10 protein-coding genes are annotated in these 16,232 nt (G+C 64.8%); 6 read left to right on the top strand and 4 right to left on the bottom strand.

Annotated elements, in window-relative coordinates:
- Positions 1-60 precede the first annotated feature (60 nt).
- Positions 61-1,149 carry an integrase gene (locus AIIKEEIJ_RS19650; protein ID WP_338020988.1) on the top strand — a complete coding sequence of 363 codons (1,089 nt, stop codon included), beginning with the start codon at positions 61-63 and terminating at the stop codon, positions 1,147-1,149.
- On the opposite strand, the gene AIIKEEIJ_RS19645 is transcribed toward AIIKEEIJ_RS19650, so the two are convergent.
- Together AIIKEEIJ_RS19645 and AIIKEEIJ_RS19640 are read right to left on the bottom strand one after the other, a co-directional pair.
- A complete protein-coding gene (locus AIIKEEIJ_RS19645) occupies positions 1,032-1,790 on the bottom strand; it encodes a hypothetical protein (RefSeq protein ID WP_238406479.1) in 759 nt (252 codons plus the stop codon). The genes AIIKEEIJ_RS19650 and AIIKEEIJ_RS19645 overlap by 118 nt on opposite strands.
- Positions 1,780-4,848, bottom strand: a complete 3,069-nt coding sequence (locus tag AIIKEEIJ_RS19640; RefSeq protein WP_161996393.1) for a BPTD_3080 family restriction endonuclease — start codon at positions 4,846-4,848, stop codon at positions 1,780-1,782. The genes AIIKEEIJ_RS19645 and AIIKEEIJ_RS19640 overlap by 11 nt, the downstream gene beginning before the upstream one ends.
- 681 nt (positions 4,849-5,529) lie before the next feature.
- Between AIIKEEIJ_RS19640 and AIIKEEIJ_RS19635 the strand changes: the two genes are divergently transcribed.
- From AIIKEEIJ_RS19635 to AIIKEEIJ_RS19620, 4 genes are all read left to right on the top strand, one after another.
- Complete coding sequence (locus AIIKEEIJ_RS19635) at positions 5,530-7,179, top strand: DUF2510 domain-containing protein (protein ID WP_161996392.1); 1,650 nt, start codon at positions 5,530-5,532, stop codon at positions 7,177-7,179.
- Between the two features lie 130 nt (positions 7,180-7,309).
- On the top strand, positions 7,310-10,792 hold the full coding sequence (locus tag AIIKEEIJ_RS19630; protein ID WP_161996391.1) for a TM0106 family RecB-like putative nuclease: 3,483 nt from the start codon (positions 7,310-7,312) through the stop codon (positions 10,790-10,792).
- A 1,012-nt stretch (positions 10,793-11,804) separates the two neighbouring features.
- Positions 11,805-12,767 carry a hypothetical protein gene (locus tag AIIKEEIJ_RS19625; protein WP_161996390.1) on the top strand — a complete coding sequence of 321 codons (963 nt, stop codon included), beginning with the start codon at positions 11,805-11,807 and terminating at the stop codon, positions 12,765-12,767.
- 226 nt (positions 12,768-12,993) lie between these two features.
- On the top strand, positions 12,994-13,710 hold the full coding sequence (locus AIIKEEIJ_RS19620; protein ID WP_161996389.1) for a restriction endonuclease: 717 nt from the start codon (positions 12,994-12,996) through the stop codon (positions 13,708-13,710).
- 785 nt (positions 13,711-14,495) lie between these two features.
- Here AIIKEEIJ_RS19620 and AIIKEEIJ_RS19615 read toward each other — a convergent pair.
- Positions 14,496-15,578 carry a hypothetical protein gene (locus tag AIIKEEIJ_RS19615; RefSeq protein WP_161996388.1) on the bottom strand — a complete coding sequence of 361 codons (1,083 nt, stop codon included), beginning with the start codon at positions 15,576-15,578 and terminating at the stop codon, positions 14,496-14,498.
- A gap of 242 nt (positions 15,579-15,820) precedes the next feature.
- On the opposite strand from AIIKEEIJ_RS19615, the gene AIIKEEIJ_RS19610 reads away from it, so the two are divergent.
- Entirely contained in the window at positions 15,821-16,096 is a 276-nt protein-coding gene (locus AIIKEEIJ_RS19610) for a type II toxin-antitoxin system Phd/YefM family antitoxin (protein ID WP_050034316.1), read from the top strand.
- A gap of 8 nt (positions 16,097-16,104) precedes the next feature.
- On the opposite strand, the gene AIIKEEIJ_RS34080 is transcribed toward AIIKEEIJ_RS19610, so the two are convergent.
- Positions 16,105-16,209 (bottom strand): hypothetical protein, encoded by a 105-nt coding sequence (locus AIIKEEIJ_RS34080; protein ID WP_338020990.1) that lies wholly within the window; start codon positions 16,207-16,209, stop codon positions 16,105-16,107.
- Positions 16,210-16,232: the final 23 nt, after the last annotated feature.

Here is a 16,232-nt window from a genome sequence, read left to right as displayed (position 1 = left end):
AGGTGGGCGCGTTTCCGGGTGCCGGGACGGTGTCGGCGCCGTCCGGTACCGTCCCCACCCGTGAAGGATGAGACGGAAACACTGGGGGAGGGGCAGATCGTGGTGCCCGCGGCCCCGGCGGGGCCGGCGCTGCCGGACCTCGCCCCGGGCACCGCAGCCCGGATCGCGGCGTCGGTGGCGTCGGCGCGGGCCGCCGGGACCCGCCGCACCTACGCCTCGGCGTGGCGGGCCTTCACCACCTGGTGCCAGCGCGAAGGCCACACCGCGGTGCCGGCGCATCCGGTCACCGTCGCCGCCTACCTCGTCGCCTGCGCCGACACCGTCACCGAGGCGGGACAGCGGGCCTACGCCCCGGCCACCCTGGCGCACCGCCTCGCCGCGATCGCGCACCACCACCGCACCGCCGGGCACCCGAGTCCGACCGGCGACGACCTCGTGCGGGCGACGATGTCCGGGATCCGCCGCGGCTACGCCACCGCGGGGGACCGGCCCCGTGCCCCCCGGGCGCCGCTGCTCACCGCCGACATCCTTGCCATCGTCGACACGGCCCGCGCGGACTGTCAGGGCTGGGCCGACGAGGTGGTCGAACGCCGCGACACCGCCCTCCTCCTGTTGGGGTTTGCCGGGGCGTTCCGCCGCAGCGAACTGGTCGCCCTGACGTGTGGGGACGTCAGCCTGCATCGGCTCGACGGGCTGCACATCAAGCTCCGGAAGTCCAAGACCGATCAGGAGGGCCGCGGCACCGTCCGCGCCCTGCCCTTCACGCACAGCCACACCAGTTGCCCGCCGTGCGCGTGGCTGCGGTGGGCGCAGGCGGTCGCCGCGTTCGACAGCGGCGGGCGGCCCGCCGTGATCCGGCTGCTCCGCGGCGCCGAGCCGTTCGCGGCGCACGTGTGCCGCGGCCCCCGACCCCGCACCGTGCCTGCCTCGCCGCTGCTGCGCGCGATCCGCCGCAACGGCAACCTCTCCGAGACGGCACTCTCGGGGGCGGCGGTGCACCACGCGATCCGCCGCCGCGCCGAACAGGCGGGCTACGACCCCGACCTCGTCCAGCAGCTCGGTGGGCACTCGCTGCGCGCCGGATTCGTCACCCAGGCCTTCCGCAACGGCGCCTCCGCGCACGCCATCATGCGCCAGACACGGAGGTAGGACAGGTAGGAGTGGATGCCGAGTTCCCAGGTGTCGCGGAATGCCTTGATCTGTTCGGCCTCGCGGGCGGCGTCCTCGAGTTTGCCATCCTTGACATCGCGTTTGCGGGCGGAGACCTGCCAGTTCGAGCCGAACTTGATGCCGTAGGGCGGGTCGATGTAGACCATCTGGACCTTGCCGCGCAACTGTTCGCGCTCGGCGAGGGAGGCCATCACCTGCTGAGAATCACCAAGGATCATCCGGTTCGACCAGTTCGCCTGGTGCCGGTAGAAGTCGACCAGGTCGAGTTCATCGAGCCCGTCGAAGGTGTCGAACAGCGTGAACTCCGGCTCCTCCTCGGGAGCCTGGGCGGTGCGGCGAAGGTTTTCCACCAGCACTCGGGGGTCGATCTTCTCCTGGATGAAGAGCGGCGGCGCATCGGTGATCAACTCATCCGCGGAGTCGGACGAGTCGTCGTATTTGCCGCGCCAAATCAGCTGTGGGTCGAGGCTCTCGTCACGCAGATACCGGATCTGCCGCACCGCCTCGATCTGCGGATCCACGAAGTCGTGTGCGTCGGCGGTGGGGATGTTGGTCCGCTTGTCGCCGTGTTGGATGGACTCGACCGGGGTCGGCCCCTTCGGGCTGTTCTTACGCGCCACGTGCCACCTCATCGAAATCGAGCAGATCGGGATCGCCGATGATCGGGGCATCGGCATACAAGTTCTTGATGGCTTCCGCCAGAGCGTCTTTCACTCCGGTCATCGAGACGATTTCAACGTAGCCCCACCGGCCGAACCCGCCGTGGTTGTTCACCGCCACGCACCAGCTGTCGCGGGCGGTCCGCGCCTTGACCGTCGTCGGACCGGGGCTCTTCTGCCCTCCGGAGACCTCCACGATCAGGGTGCGGTCGAAGTCTTCTCCCTCGACACGCCTCAGGCGTAGCAGGAAGTCGGGGACATAAGTGTGGGTGCGACCCTTGTGGACGTAGGGGATGGCGAACCCGAGGTGGTCGTTCTTCACGTAGGCCACGACATCACGGTTGAGTTCGCACTGCAGGGCCAGGATCTGCTCCCAGGTGTTGCCGTCCTTGCCGTCGAGCGTGACGTGACTGACCTCGGACTTGGTGGTGGTCTCGACCGCCTTGCGGGTCAGGAACGCGACGTCCCCGGTGGAGCCGACGGGATCGAAGCGCCGTAGCATCGGGCGCAGGCGTTCTCTTCGGTCCCCGACCTGGACGGTGATCGCATGCCAGATCGCCTCGACAGCCTCGGCCTGCCGCTCGGTGTTGGTGAGCAGGTAGCCCACGCTGTACCCCTCGGCCACCTCCAGACAGGCTTCCAGCCATCTCCGGGCGATCTGGACCAACTGGGGGAACAACCAGGGCCGCTGGTCGTCCTTGCTCGCGGTGAAGTGGGAGTCGAGCAGGCGCTTGGCGAGAGCGAACGCGACCTCCTGCGGGCGGAAGCCGGCCGGATCGGGGTAGGTGACGCGTTCGGCTTCACCGACGATGCCGGCGGTCTCGACCCAGGTCGGGACCGTGCTCGGGCCGATCACGAACGGCTGAACGTCGGCGGGATCGAAGTGAAGCTGCTCGTCGGGGACCTCGACGCGGTAGCCGTCGAGTTTGGGGAAGGTGATCCGCAGGTGCTCTCTGCCCTCCAGGGCGCGCACTTCGATCGCGGGCGGTCGGGGCAACACCTCGGCGGGTGCCTTGTCCGAGGGGAGGAAGGCGAAGGGGATGCCGTATACCGAGGCGTACTCCGGCTCGAACATGTTGGTCTGCTCGTTGACGGCGTACGAGCGTCGTCGCAGGCCTCGGCCGACGACCTGCTCGCACAGCAGTTGGCTGCGGAAGGCGCGGATGCCGAGGATGTGGGTGACGGTATTGGCGTCCCAACCTTCGGTAAGCATCGCCACGCTGATCACGGAGCGGACGCCTTCCCCGAGGCGTCCCTTCTTCCCGACGGTGTTCATTACCTCGCGCAGGATCTCCTCGTCGGTGACCTTGTCGACATCCAGGCCTGGGCTGCGGCGCCGCAGCTCCGCCTTGAACGCGTCGATCTCCGCGACTGCTGCCGCCTTGAAGTCGGCCTTCAGGGTCTCTCCGGATTCGAGCTGCGCCGAGTCCACGAGGATGGTGCGTGGGCGCGCCAGCGCGCGACCGTCCTCGTAATTGCTGAACAGATCCAGGTTGCCCGGCCGGCCGACCGTCACCCCATCCTCACGCTCGATCTCGGTGCCGGCGACCCAGTCGTAGACCAGCTTGGAGACCACCGTGTTCGGGCAGACCACGATGAACACCGGGGGTGGTTCCCCGTGCTGGGCGAGTGTGTTCTGCCAATGCTCGTAGGAACGGCGGTAGCTGCGGAACAGGCTGCGCAGCGCTCCCTCGAGCTCGGGAGGTGGGATCCATCCGTCGGTGCCAGCCGTCGCGGCGGCCTTGCGTTTGGGCAGCTGGTCCCCGATGAAGTCCCACAGCCGCAGGTAGGTGACCAGCTCGTGGGTGGCGTCGTCGTCGACCGGGGTCCGGGGGATCTTGACGATCCCGGACTCGATCGCGTCCATCAAGGAGAAGTCGCTGACCGTCCAGGGGAAGATGTAACCCTCCTGATGGCCGGACCCGGCCAGGTAGAAGGGGGTCGCGGACAGGTCGTAGACGGTCTTCACGCCCATCTGCCGGGCCACGGCCTGCAAGCCGCGGAACCAGACCCGGGCCTGCTCGACGTCCTCCTGCTGCTCCTTGGAGAGTTTTGCGGCCGACTCGAGCGGCTTGTCCTGGTAGCAGTGGTGCGCCTCGTCGTTCAACACGACGATCTCCTGCCGGCCCTTGCCCGCACCGCCGAGGTCGCGGAGCACCCGCGACACCATCGCCGCAGGGGTTTCCTTGAACGGGTCCTGTTTCTTGCCGGCGGTCAATATCTTGCGGGTGTTGGAGGCGACCCCTTTGATCTCCTTGGCGTCTTTGAGCAGGAACGCGTGGTAGTTGGTGATCACGATCCGGGCGTGCTGCAGGCCGCCCTTCAAATCCGGGGGAATCAGGCCGCGTTCGTCGTAGTAGTTGCCCGGGTCCTCCGGGAACAGCACCCGGAGCCGGTCGCGAATGGTGATGCCCGGAGTCACCACCAGGAAGCGGTTCGAGAATCGCGCATCCCGGGGGCTTTGCACCTTGTTCAGCGTCTGCCAGGCGATCAACATCGCCATCACCACGGTCTTGCCGGAGCCGGTGGCCATCTTGAGCGCCACCCGCGGGAGCCCGGAATTGTGCTCGGAGTTGTGCTCGGCCAGCCGCGGACGCCAGTCGGTGAACCCGTCGCGTCCGGCCACCTCGGTCAGGAAGATCGCGGTCTCGGCTGCCTCCCGTTGGCAGAACAGCACTCGGTTCTCACGTGACTCGTCGGCCCAGTGCAGCAGCAGCTTCCGTGTTGTGGGCGTGACCCGGCCGTAGCCCCGTTGCCGCCACAGCCCGACCTCGCGGCGCAGGTCGTTGATCAGCGGGTTCTTCTCGCGCCGTTCCCCGGTCAGGTCGAAGTCGAACTCGTCCTGCACGCTGTCCGGGGCCTTCGTGCCCTTCCTCGTCGGCGCGATCGGGATGTAGGACTCGCTGGGGCGCCGACCGGGCTTGATCTCGCCGGTAGGGCCGCCCGGACCGATCTCGAAGTAGCGGTCCGGCTGCACATAGGGCGAGTTGATGATCGGATTCGCGATCGACTCAGACACGCCCACACTCCATTCACCTCAAAACAGACTTTCCGAATCCTAACTTGCGGCTCAGCGCGCAAGCGCCAGGCTGAACAGGCACGGACCTGCCTGCGGACCGCAGGCGCTGCTCTGCAGCGGATTGTTCCTTCGAGGTCTCAACAGGTTCGTGCCTCCAAGGAGGGGTGCGGGACACACGGCCAAGGCCGATCCGCATGTGCACGAATCATCCCCACGGGGTGAGATCGCAACCCGTGCCGGGGATCCAGACCGTGCTGTCGGTGCTTACCTTGGTCGCGAGTGTCACCGCCGTCGTCCGTACTCATCCGCCCGGCGGCGCATTTGGTGCCGGATCGCCGGGGGATGGGCTCGTCCCCGCAGTTTTGCGGTGCGAGCAAGCTCCTCGACTTGGGGCGGATCATTCGCGTGTCGTATGGACCGAGGTAAGTCCGTGGCGGGGTCGGACCGCGGCGGTAGTCCAACGCCCCAAAACCCGAGGGCGTTGGGGTCGGTCTCTTGACCTCTTCGAAGAACACCTCCAATTCCTTGAGCTCGCGCGGTGAAGTCGTCATCGAATCGTCGGGCACAGCTCGACAACCGCGGCCCTCGGCACGAGCAGCGTGTCGAGAACTTATATGGGCATACGGTATTGCAGGAAAGGCAATCAAGCTCAACTCGGGCTATTTGTCTCAGCTCTACGCCATGATCACCACTGTGAACGAGTCTTTCGACGATCCCGGGCTCCAGCTCCAGGTTCCTCTGGAGTACGCACAGAATCCACACATCCTTAAGTGGTGGAACCGCGAACACGACGACGTGGTCCGCCGTGTCATCGCTGAGCATGCCTGGTATTACCCTTGGGAAGTCTTGGACGCTCTGACCTCGGTGATTCCCTCCGCCACGATCGAAAAGTGGGCTGCCGAAGATCCGGTGTGTTCGGAGTACAAGTGGTACGGCGTCCTGATGTACTTTGCGATTGCCCGGGCTCGCTCGACGGGGATGGAAGACGAGCTACCGGAGCCGCAAGTGCGCAGTTGCCTTCGCTGCGGGGCACGATTCCGGGAGGATGGCCTGGTGGGGTGGCCTTACCGACGGCTCGGGCGACCGAACCTGAAGTATTGCCGGAAGTGCTGTGAAGAGTGCTTCTTCGAAAACGATCTCAATGACGATGCGTACTCCGACGCCGACATCGTGGACTACATCGTCGAGTTGACCAACATCCTCGAAGCCGTACCGCCTCAGAACATCTTCGATCAACCCCTCGGGCTGGCTGGTCTCGACGACAACGCCCGCACGGCTGCCTTGGAACTCGGTGCCCGACGTCCGAGCATCGTCAAGGTCAAGGCTGCGTTCGGATCGTGGCTTCATGCCCTCGTCGCCGCAGGGGTCCTCCCCGATGGTACCCAGCACACATCCCGCGGAATACGCTCGATCGCCGTCGATGGTCACGCCTGTTACTCGCTGGGCGAGAAGATCATCGATGATTGGCTTACCTCGTACGGAATCGTGCACACCAAAGAGCCCGGGTACCCAGACAGCAATTACCGGGCCGACTTCCAAGTCGGTGACGCCTTCATCGAGTTCTTCGGTCTTGTCGGGAACGCCGACTACGACGCCAAGATCCACACCAAACGGAGCTTGGCGCAACAGCACGGTATCCGGCTGATCGAGATTTATCCGAAGGATGTGACCGCCTGGCTCAAGACCCAACACAAAGTCGCCGAGCAACTGGGTGTCGATCTTTCCGCGCGCACCCGCAAAGCCCCTGAGTTCCGGCCTCTTGTCGCACCGAGCACCACGAAGCCGCCATCCCCCGAGGGCCCACGTGCACCGGCAGCTCAGCCTGGCTGGTACACCGATCCCACCGGTCGTGAGAAGGAACGTTTCTGGGACGGACGGTACTGGGGCACGGTGGTCCGCGACGGCACCGGGTACGTCTACTCCGACACTCCCGGCAACGGCACCACACCGCCGAACCGGGGCTCCGACCTCGACGGCAAACCAAGCTGGGAGCACCCGCTACAGGGCAGGGAATCCGAGCAGACCATCCAGTTCCTCTTCCGGTACATGGATTCCGTCGAGAACTTGGCAAGGGTAGATGCCGAGACCTCCGGTATCGGGTTTATCGCGCCGGCGCCCTACTGGACGGCGTGCCAGCGGTTTCGTTCAGCCCGTAACCGCCCCGCAGAGCTGGCTGTCCTCGACCGATTCGCAGAACAGCCCCACGGTGCCGGAGCCCTGCCGCCGAAGCTGCTGAAACGGAGGGGAGAGCTGCGGGCGGCTGGGTATCACTACAACCCGATCGAGGCGGGGATGATCGGCGATTACCCGCCACCCGAATCCACCCAGTGACGTTGAGCGGGATAGACGACAATTGCCCCTTACCTCATTCGATCTCATGCTGCCGTTGGAGGGATCCGCGACGGCGGCATCTGCCATAGTCGAGCGATGGTGACGCGCTGCGGCAGTCGGAGGTAGAGCGATGTTCCTCCTCGACGGGTCGGTGGCGTTCAGCGCGAGTGATCTGGTGCGGGCGGCGGAGTGCGAGTTCGCGGTGATGCGCACCCTGGACGCGGTCCTCGGTGTGGCCGAGTCCCCGGAGCCGGTCGTCGATCCGGTGCTCGCGCGGGCAGCGGAGTTGGGCCAGGTGCACGAGCATCGGCATCTGTCCGCGTTCGAGGCCCGGTTCGGCGCGGGGGTGGTCACCGTCGAGCGGCCCGTGATGACCGCCCACGCTCTGGCAACCGCCGCCGATGCCACCGTGGCCGCCCTGACGGCGGGGCATCCGGTGATCTACCAGGGGGCCCTGTTCGACGGCCGGCTGGTCGGGTTCGCCGATTTCCTGGTCAAAGAGAATGACGGTTACGCGGTGTACGACACCAAGCTGGCGCGCCGGGCGAAGGTGCCGGCGTTGCTGCAGCTCGCCGCGTACGCCGACGCTCTGCACCGGCGGGGGATACCGGTCTCGCGTCGCACCCATCTGCTGCTCGGGGACGACACCACCGCCTCATACCCGGTGGCCGAGCTCGTCCCGGTGTACCTCCAGCGCCGCGCCCGCCTGCAATCCCTGATCGACGATCATCACCACACCGGCACCCCGGCGGTGTGGGAGGACGGGCGGTACGCCGCGTGCGGACGCTGCGCGGTGTGTGAACCGGAGGTCGCCGCCGCCCGGGATCTGCTGTTGGTGGCGGGGATGCGGGCCACGCAGCGGGCCCGGCTGCGTGCCGCCGGGGTGGATACCCTCGATGCCCTGGCCACCGGCACCGGTCCGGTGCCGGGGATGTCCGACTGCAGCCTCGCCGCCTTGCGGGCCCAGGCCGCCGTCCAAGTGCGGCAGGAGCAGACGGGGCAGCCGGTGGTGGAGGTGTTCGCCCCGGCGGCGTTGGCCGCGTTGCCCGCCCCGGATGCGGGGGATGTGTTCTTCGACTTCGAGGGTGATCCGTTGTGGGCGGAGCACGGCAGCGCGCAGTGGGGACTGGAGTACCTGTTCGGTGTGCTGGAGGGGTCGGCGCAGGCGCCGCGGTTTCGGCCGCGCTGGGCGCACACGCGCGGGGAGGAACGCCGGGCTTTGCTCGACTTCCTCGACTACCTCACCGTGCGCCGCCGCGAGTATCCGCAGTTGCACGTCTATCACTACGCCGCCTACGAGAAGATCGCGTTGTTGCGACTGGCCGGGCGGCACGGCGTGGGCGAAGAGACGGTGGACGAGCTGCTCCGTAGCGGGGTGCTGGTGGATCTGTATCCGATCGTGCGTTCCGCGTTGCGGGTCGGGCAGCGCGGTTACGGGCTTAAGCAGCTCGAACCGCTGTACCTGGGCCCCCGCGGCGGGGACGTCACCACCGGCGCCGCATCGATCGTCGCCTACGCCGACTACTGCGCGCTGCGCGAGGCCGGCGACACCGCCGCGGCGCAGGCGGTGCTCGCCGAGATCGCCGCCTACAACGAGGCCGACTGCCTGTCGACGCTGCGGCTGCGGGACTGGTTGCTCGCCCAGGCCGCCGGTGCCGGGGTGTGTCCCGACGGCGCCGCGGTCATCGACGACGACGCCGTACCCGAGCCGCCCGCCCCGTCGGCGCACGAGGCGAGGTTGCTTGCCTTCGCCGACGCCGATGCCCCGGAGCAGCACAGCGGCGAGCAGCAGGCCGCGGCGTTGATGGCCGCGGCCCTGGGGTATCACCGCCGCGAACGCAAACCGTTCTGGTGGGGGCACTACGACCGCCTGAGGCATCCGGTCGACGAGTGGGCCGATGTCCGCGACACCCTGATCGCCGCGGCCGTCACCTGCGATCGGGACTGGCACACCGCGACCGCGAAGCAGCGCCGCCAGCGCCGGCACCTGACCCTGATCGGGGACTTCGCACCCGGCAGCACCGTCCGCGCCGGGCAGACGGTGTATCTGCTGTACGAGGCGCCCGCCCCGGCGGGGCTGCGGGACGGTGGGGCGTGCACCCGCGGCTACACCGGCGCCACGATCCGCAACGTGAGTACTCGTACCGTGGACGGGGTCTTCCGTGACGTCGTCGAGGTCGAGGAGCTGCTAGGCCACGGCGTCGAGGAGTACACCGCGGTGCCGATGGCGCTGGCCCCCGGCCCGCCGGTGCGGACGGTCTCGATCGAGCACGCCCTCGAGACCGTCGCCGACCGGATGTGCCGCACCTTGCCGGCGATGCCGCACACCGCCGCGGTCGATGTGCTGCGCCGGATCGCGCCCCGCACCCGCTCGGGGGCCGCGCTGCCCGCGGTGACCGGCGGTGACTACGTCGCGGCGATCACCGCCGCGGTGCGCGACCTCGACGAGTCCTACCTGGCGGTGCAGGGGCCACCGGGCACCGGCAAGACCTACACCGCCGCCCGGGTGATCGCCGAGCTGGTCACCCGGCACCACTGGACGGTGGGGGTGGTCGCCCAGTCCCACTCCGTCGTCGAGAATCTGCTCGACGAGATCGTCGACGCCGGGGTTCCGGGGGAGCGGGTCCTCAAACCCAAGGCCCAGAAACCCGATCCGGTCTGGACGCCGATCGAGGCCGCGCAGTTCCCGGCGCTGATGCAGACCGGCGTCGGGGGGTGCGTCCTCGGTGGCACCGCGTGGGATTTCACCAACACCCGCTGCGTCGCCCCGGGCTGCCTGGACGTGCTGGTCGTCGACGAGGCCGGCCAGTTCTGCTTGGCCAACACCGTCGCGGTGGCCACCGCCGCCCGCAACCTGCTGCTGTTCGGCGACCCGCAGCAGCTGCCGCAGGTCACCCAGGGCACCCACCCCGAACCGGTCGACGTCTCCGTGCTGGCCTGGCTCGCCGACGGCCACGACACCCTGCCCCCGCAGCGCGGGTACTTCCTCGCCCACACCTGGCGCCTGCACCCGGCCCTGTGTGAGCGGATCTCGCAGCTGTCCTACGACGGGAAGCTCGGCTCGCAGCGCCCGGTCACCGCGGCGCGGTCTTTGACCGGTCTCGCGCCCGGGGTGCACCCCGTGCTCGTCGAGCACCACGGCAACGCCACCTCCTGCCCCGAAGAGGCCGCCGAGGTCGTGCACCGGATCGAGGCGCTCCTCGGCTCCGAGTGGCGCAACCCGGCCGCGTTCGCCGGGACCCGCCCGCTCACCGAGGCCGAGGTGCTCGTCGTCGCCCCCTACAACGCCCAGGTCAACCTCATCAAAACCCACCTCGCCCGGGCGGGACTGACCCGGGTGCAGGTCGGCACGGTCGACAAGTTCCAGGGCCGCCAGGCGGCGGTGGTGGTGGTGTCGATGACCGCCTCCGCGGTCGAGGACATCCCCCGCGGCATGGGGTTTCTGCTCTCGCGGCACCGCCTCAACGTCGCCGTCTCCCGCGCCCTGTGGGCCACCCTGGTGCTGCGCTCACCCGGACTGACCGACTACCTCCCGGCCACCCCGCAGGACCTGCTCGACCTCGGAGCGTTCCTGCGCCTGACCGACCCGACCACGACGCCGTCGTCGACGTGATATCCGGATATCCGAAACGCACCCCCGGCACCGCGTTGCACTGCGCCTAGGGGCCCAGACCGGACGCGTCGCACATCGCGGCGGCCGGGGATCGGCCGGGATGCGGCAGGAGGACAGGTCCGGCGCGTCGTCGGATAGCATCCGCCGGGTCGCCGCGCTCGCGCGGTGTCCCGCCGCGTACAAGGCCGGCCCCGCCGAAGTCCTCGGAGTAGACGACCGTCGTGCGGGGGCCGCCGTTTGCCCCGCCATTTCGGCCGGTGCTCGGGATAGTGACGAAGGACGCCCTCGCGGCAAAGAATGCCGCGGGCGTTCGTCTTGGTTGTCCGTCCGTCCTCCCGGTAGGGGTAGTGGCCCGTATGTGGCCGAGCGGGGCGCTGGTCGGGCCTCATGGACAATCGCTGATGGACTAACTGCCGACGGCATCCCGACCACGCGCCGCAATACGACGTGGAAAGCGGCGAGCGTTCGTGCTGTGTACAACGGTCCGGTGGCGACTGCACTACGTCAAATGCGGACAGCACTCTAATGGATTTTGTGGTTATCATGCTCCGGCGACGAACTGCGCCCCCCTTCAGAGCGGGATCCACAGTAGGTTCAATGGGCGGTGTTGAGGGACCTTCTTGACGGCAGGGGTCCAATCGATCCAGGGCATTTTATCCGGAAATTACCGGGATTTCAGGAAAAGCAGTCTTCGGGTGAGGGTTGACGGAGTTACTGTCCGACGCAAGTGACAGATAGCTGACAAAGAGGCACGCACGAAGGTGCTTCTTTACGCGAATGAGCGGAACCTTCTGTTTGCTCCAGCTGCTAGGAACTATCAACCCTCTCAAACCCTCACTCGGGGCCTAGTGACGGGATGGGCGGTGGTTAGGGCCGATCACGCCCGTTGTGCTATTACTGGAGATCGGTGCCTCGGCCGTTTGCCTTAGGAGCTAGACCTTACCTAGGTCGGGATAGTTTACTTTGCCATGTGACGGTAAATATCTGGGCTCAGGGACAGGGCGGAGTAGTCATGGCCGCCGATGGTCGGACGTGCAGCGGAGCGCCGCTTCGTCGTGCCGAATGCAATGACGCAAGGAAGGTAAACGTCTTCCGCTTCGTCGATAGGACCGGGTCGGCAGCCATAGTCGTCGTTGCGTCTAACGGGCGAGCGAAGATTTCTAATGAACGTGTCGAGATGCACATCCAGCGCTTCTTCGACGGGCTGGTGGACGGTTCTGGGGTCCTATCCACCATCGGTCGAGGCGTCGCCGAGGCGCTGAGGGATGCCATCTATGCCTTCAACGGGACGCGGAAGTGCGACTGCCCGCATCGGGAAACTTGCTGGGACGCGACTTATGAGTGCTTGAGTCCATACTGCGGGTGTGACCCTGTCGCTCTTGCTGAGAGCCCAGCATACGATCCCTGCGATGACCCCGGTTGGTGTCGGTGCGATGCCGCCAAGGAAGCTCCGCTCGAATTGCTTCTTCAGTTGGCGCGTGAGTCGCTCGGTCCCGTCGGAACCCCTGAACTTTGGACGATCACACCGCTCGGTATAATTCATCGGACCCTCATCGACGATGCCCAGTCGATCGTTTTCCGCGGCGAACTGAGAGAGAATTCGGATAGCTCTGCATGGCAACTCGCAGTTAACAAGTGTACCCAGACTCCGGGCGCACTTGATTATGCTCGCAGCCTTGTAGAAGAGATCCTTGCTCGCTCTTACAGTGATGCTGCCAAGATCGCTATCGTTGAAACAGCAATAGAGCACTTCAGAAGTGCCCTGACAGCAGAGCTGGAGAAATGTGGCGAAGCCGGAGTGCTCACTCTAGACGAACAGGTAAAACTTGCCAAGTCGGTGATTCCAAAAGATTGGCAGTCTGAGAAGTGGGACGCTGCCGGTGTGGCGGGACGTGCGAAGTTCGTGACTATCAAAGCGGACGGTAGCGTCACCGAGGATCTTGTTGAGGAATCGGTGGTCCTTCAGTGGCTGTAGTGGTCGATGCTCCTTCGTAAGTAAGTCTTGGTTCGTCGATAAGGGTCTCGTACCCGGATTCGTATGCGAGGTCGGTGAGATCAGTGGCGACTATCCGAGGGTCGTAGACATAGGACATCGGCACTCGTCGGATGCAACCCGATGCCCCGGCCCGGCCTTCTCGTCCGAGGTGTTTCAGGTCGGCATCCCACTTGGCTTTTGGAAGTGATGAGGCGAGACTGAACTAATGCCGGCGTGGAAGGACTATCAGGAAGAGGCCGCGCAATTCTACCGCTCTCTGGGGCTTATTGCAACGACTGATGAGCGGATCGAAGGGGTGCGCGGCACCCATGACATCGACGTCGCTGTCCGTGGGAGGCACGGGGGAATAGATTTCTTGTGGATTGTCGAATGTAAGCGTTGGGCGCGTCCGATTCCTAAAGAGAAGGTCGCAGCTCTGTCATCCGTCGTTGCTGATATCGGGGCATCGCGAGGAATTCTGCTTAGTGAAGCGGGGTTCCAAGCTGGAGCTTTACGCATGGCGGAGCGGAGCAACGTCACGCTGACAAGTTTAAAAGAGCTGGGCGAGAACGCCGAGCCCGAAGTCTTGGCCTATTCGGTCGCCACTCTAAGGGATCGGCTTCGAGCAGCGCGGACAGAACTGAACGCTCTGCTTCGACCAGTGCATTCGCGACGCGGTAAGGCCTTGATTACCACTTTCCATGTCCCAAAAGCGTGGGGTGACCGTACGCCGGCGATAATTCTAGGTCGGGTAGTTCTTCTTGAGCATGCACTTGAGGAGGCGGAGTGCGGACGTTGGCCGATCTTGATGCCTTCTCATTCAAGCTCACCCGGCAATCTTGACGCCTCATTCCAGGCACACACGCCTGCGGATCTGGTCAACAAGATCGAATATGAGCTGGGGGAAATCGAGATGGATCTTCGTCGGGGTGAAGTCGAATAGACGAAGTGGAAGCAGAACAGCGGAGTACCGGTGGTGATCAGTGACCCTGATTCGGGTCCGATGTCGGAAGGGGGCCACAATGTAATGGCGACCGTGGAGATCTCCGACGGCGAGGCGGCGCTGATTTCAGGCTATGCTGGACAGCAATCGGTTCATGACGACGCGCACGATTACGGTAGAGCTTCAGTTTCCCGACACCGAGACAAATCTCGACGACAGGTACGCGGATGCGGCCAATGCGATCTGGACGATGCTCAAGGCCCGTGGTTGAGCCCAATCGCTTTGAATTCCAAGTGCACCACGACGACGATCACCCCACTCTCGGTGACGAACGGAACACCCGCTGGGGCGAGTACGGCCGAAATGCCCACTGGAACGTCAGCCGAGCTGGAACAGCATCGTCAGCCTGGTGCCTATGAGGGGTGACCGAGCCGGCCGCCGCCCTGCCCGAGGCGAGGCAATTACGCCGTGCCACCGCGACGTCCTCGGGTCGGTTGACGTATGGCCGGTTACCGGTGAGTCCGCAGTCGAAGATCCGTGTCGGCAGTGTTTGTCTGAACGCTGAGTTCGCCACATCCAGAACGGATTCCCGGCGAGCGTCAGTGGGGCCTTCTGCGAGCACTATCACCGCGGGCGGGGTACCTCCGGGACCGTGCATCCGGAGACCACCCGACATCTCGGGAAGTTGCTCGCTGTCGCCCCCTGGAACCGACGTTGAAACAGCCAATCTGAAACGCGATCCGGCCAGCACGTTGGATTCACGAAAGGCTGAGGTTAGCGAAAATTCAGCAGAGGGTGATTGAAATTTCAGGAGCTGGCGAACCCCAATCATGTTGACAGCTCTTCCATCTACCTTTAGCGCACGGACACCATCGATTCCCTCGAACTGGTTTCAGGTTCCGCCAGTATATTTGTTCCGTGAACGTGGCGGCGTGCGTCGTTAAACCAACATCGTCGACAATTTCAAGTGCTTTCCATAGTAAAGGTAACCCTACCTTTACTGCAGAAATTGTGGCATCTGCCGATTGGTGTGCTATGAGAAAATCCAGACCCTCGGTCTTTCCTTGGATGGAAGTTGGCCGACGCGTAAACCTGCGGCGTACCACGGTGTCCGTTTCGTGGACGAGTGGTTGACTTGCGTATGCAATTCTGGATCCAACTGCGGGATGTGCGGCATTCGAGAGCCAAGCGTACCACCGCAAGAATTCCATCTCACCCGACGCCTTTGCTAGCTTGTCCACGTACGTTTGCACGTTTGTAGCCGGGCGAAGTCCACGGACCTCAGCTACTCCTCTAGAGCCGAATGCTGCTTGCGCCAGGAGGGGATGAAGAAGATCTCTTACTTGTTGCGGTCGACCTTTTGCAGGCAATGACTTTGCTTTCCTCCACCCTTCGGCAATTTGCTTGGCTTCATAAAGTAGGCAGCCGACCTCTTCAATAAGGGCTCGTGAAGCAACTGCAGAAATTGTGATCCGCCACTCGCGGAGGCCATTCAGCGTTGCATCCGCGAGATCCATGAACCTCCACGCGTGAACGAGCCACCAAGAAACGAGTCGAGTATGGAGTTCCGGAAAAAATATCGCCGCAAAGACGTTCGACGAGTCTATCCCCGATGAAGCATCATCCACGCATATGTAGATATCCTTGGCGTCATCCCGCGCGAACAACCACGATTCTTGGGGCTTGCGGAAAGTATACAATTTCAACTTCTCGAATTTCTCACGGGATACGGGAAGAAGATGCATATCGACCGTCGCTGCGTTTCCTGCCAACGCCTCAAGCTCATTCAACCCTGAGTATAGTTGATCAATACTCGCGGCACGTCGGTGGCCGAGCGCTATACGTGTAGAGAGGTAATGATCGTCCACAAGCAAAGTTTCGCACAAATACTAATACCGGCGTCAAGGGTTGAGAGGCGTGAAGGGGGTGGCCTGATCCCTGCTGGTCGGCCAATTCGATTGAAGGTGTTGCAGCCCAAGTTTTCTCGGCCGCGAATCCGGCGACCGGATCGGTCATCGGGTGCAATTCCAGGCGTTCAGGTTGACATAATATAAGTTATCGGCTAAATTTCCGGCTAGACATTGGCTAATATCTGGGCTACCATGAACGCGTGACGACGGTACCGCTCGGCGAAGCCAAGGACAAGCTCTCGGCGCTGGTGGACAGTGCCGAAGCCACGCACGACATCATCACGATCACCCGGCACGGCAAACCGGCCGCGGTCCTGATGTCGGCCGACGATCTGGAATCACTGCACGAGACGATCTACTGGCTGTCTCGGCCCGGCACCGCCGAGTCGGTCGCGGTCGCCGACCGCGAGTACGCCGCCGGCCGGACCGCCTCGCTCGACGAGGTGCGCGCCGAGCACGGCCTGCCGCCCCGATGACCGATGAGTCACAGCGCCTTGGCGCGGGCCTCGCGCTTGTCGCGGGCCTCCCCGCGCTCGCCGGTCGGGGGGAAGAAGATCTCGGCGTCCTCTTCCCGGCAGCGCGCGGCCAGACGCCACTGCCACAGTTCGGTAT

Origin of the sequence: Rhodococcus sp. YH1 (assembly GCF_009939605.1) — a bacterium.
GTDB lineage: Bacteria > Actinomycetota > Actinomycetes > Mycobacteriales > Mycobacteriaceae > Rhodococcus > Rhodococcus aetherivorans.
The sequence above is the reverse complement of the archived record's forward strand: the minus strand, read 5'-3'. Positions and strand labels throughout refer to the sequence as shown.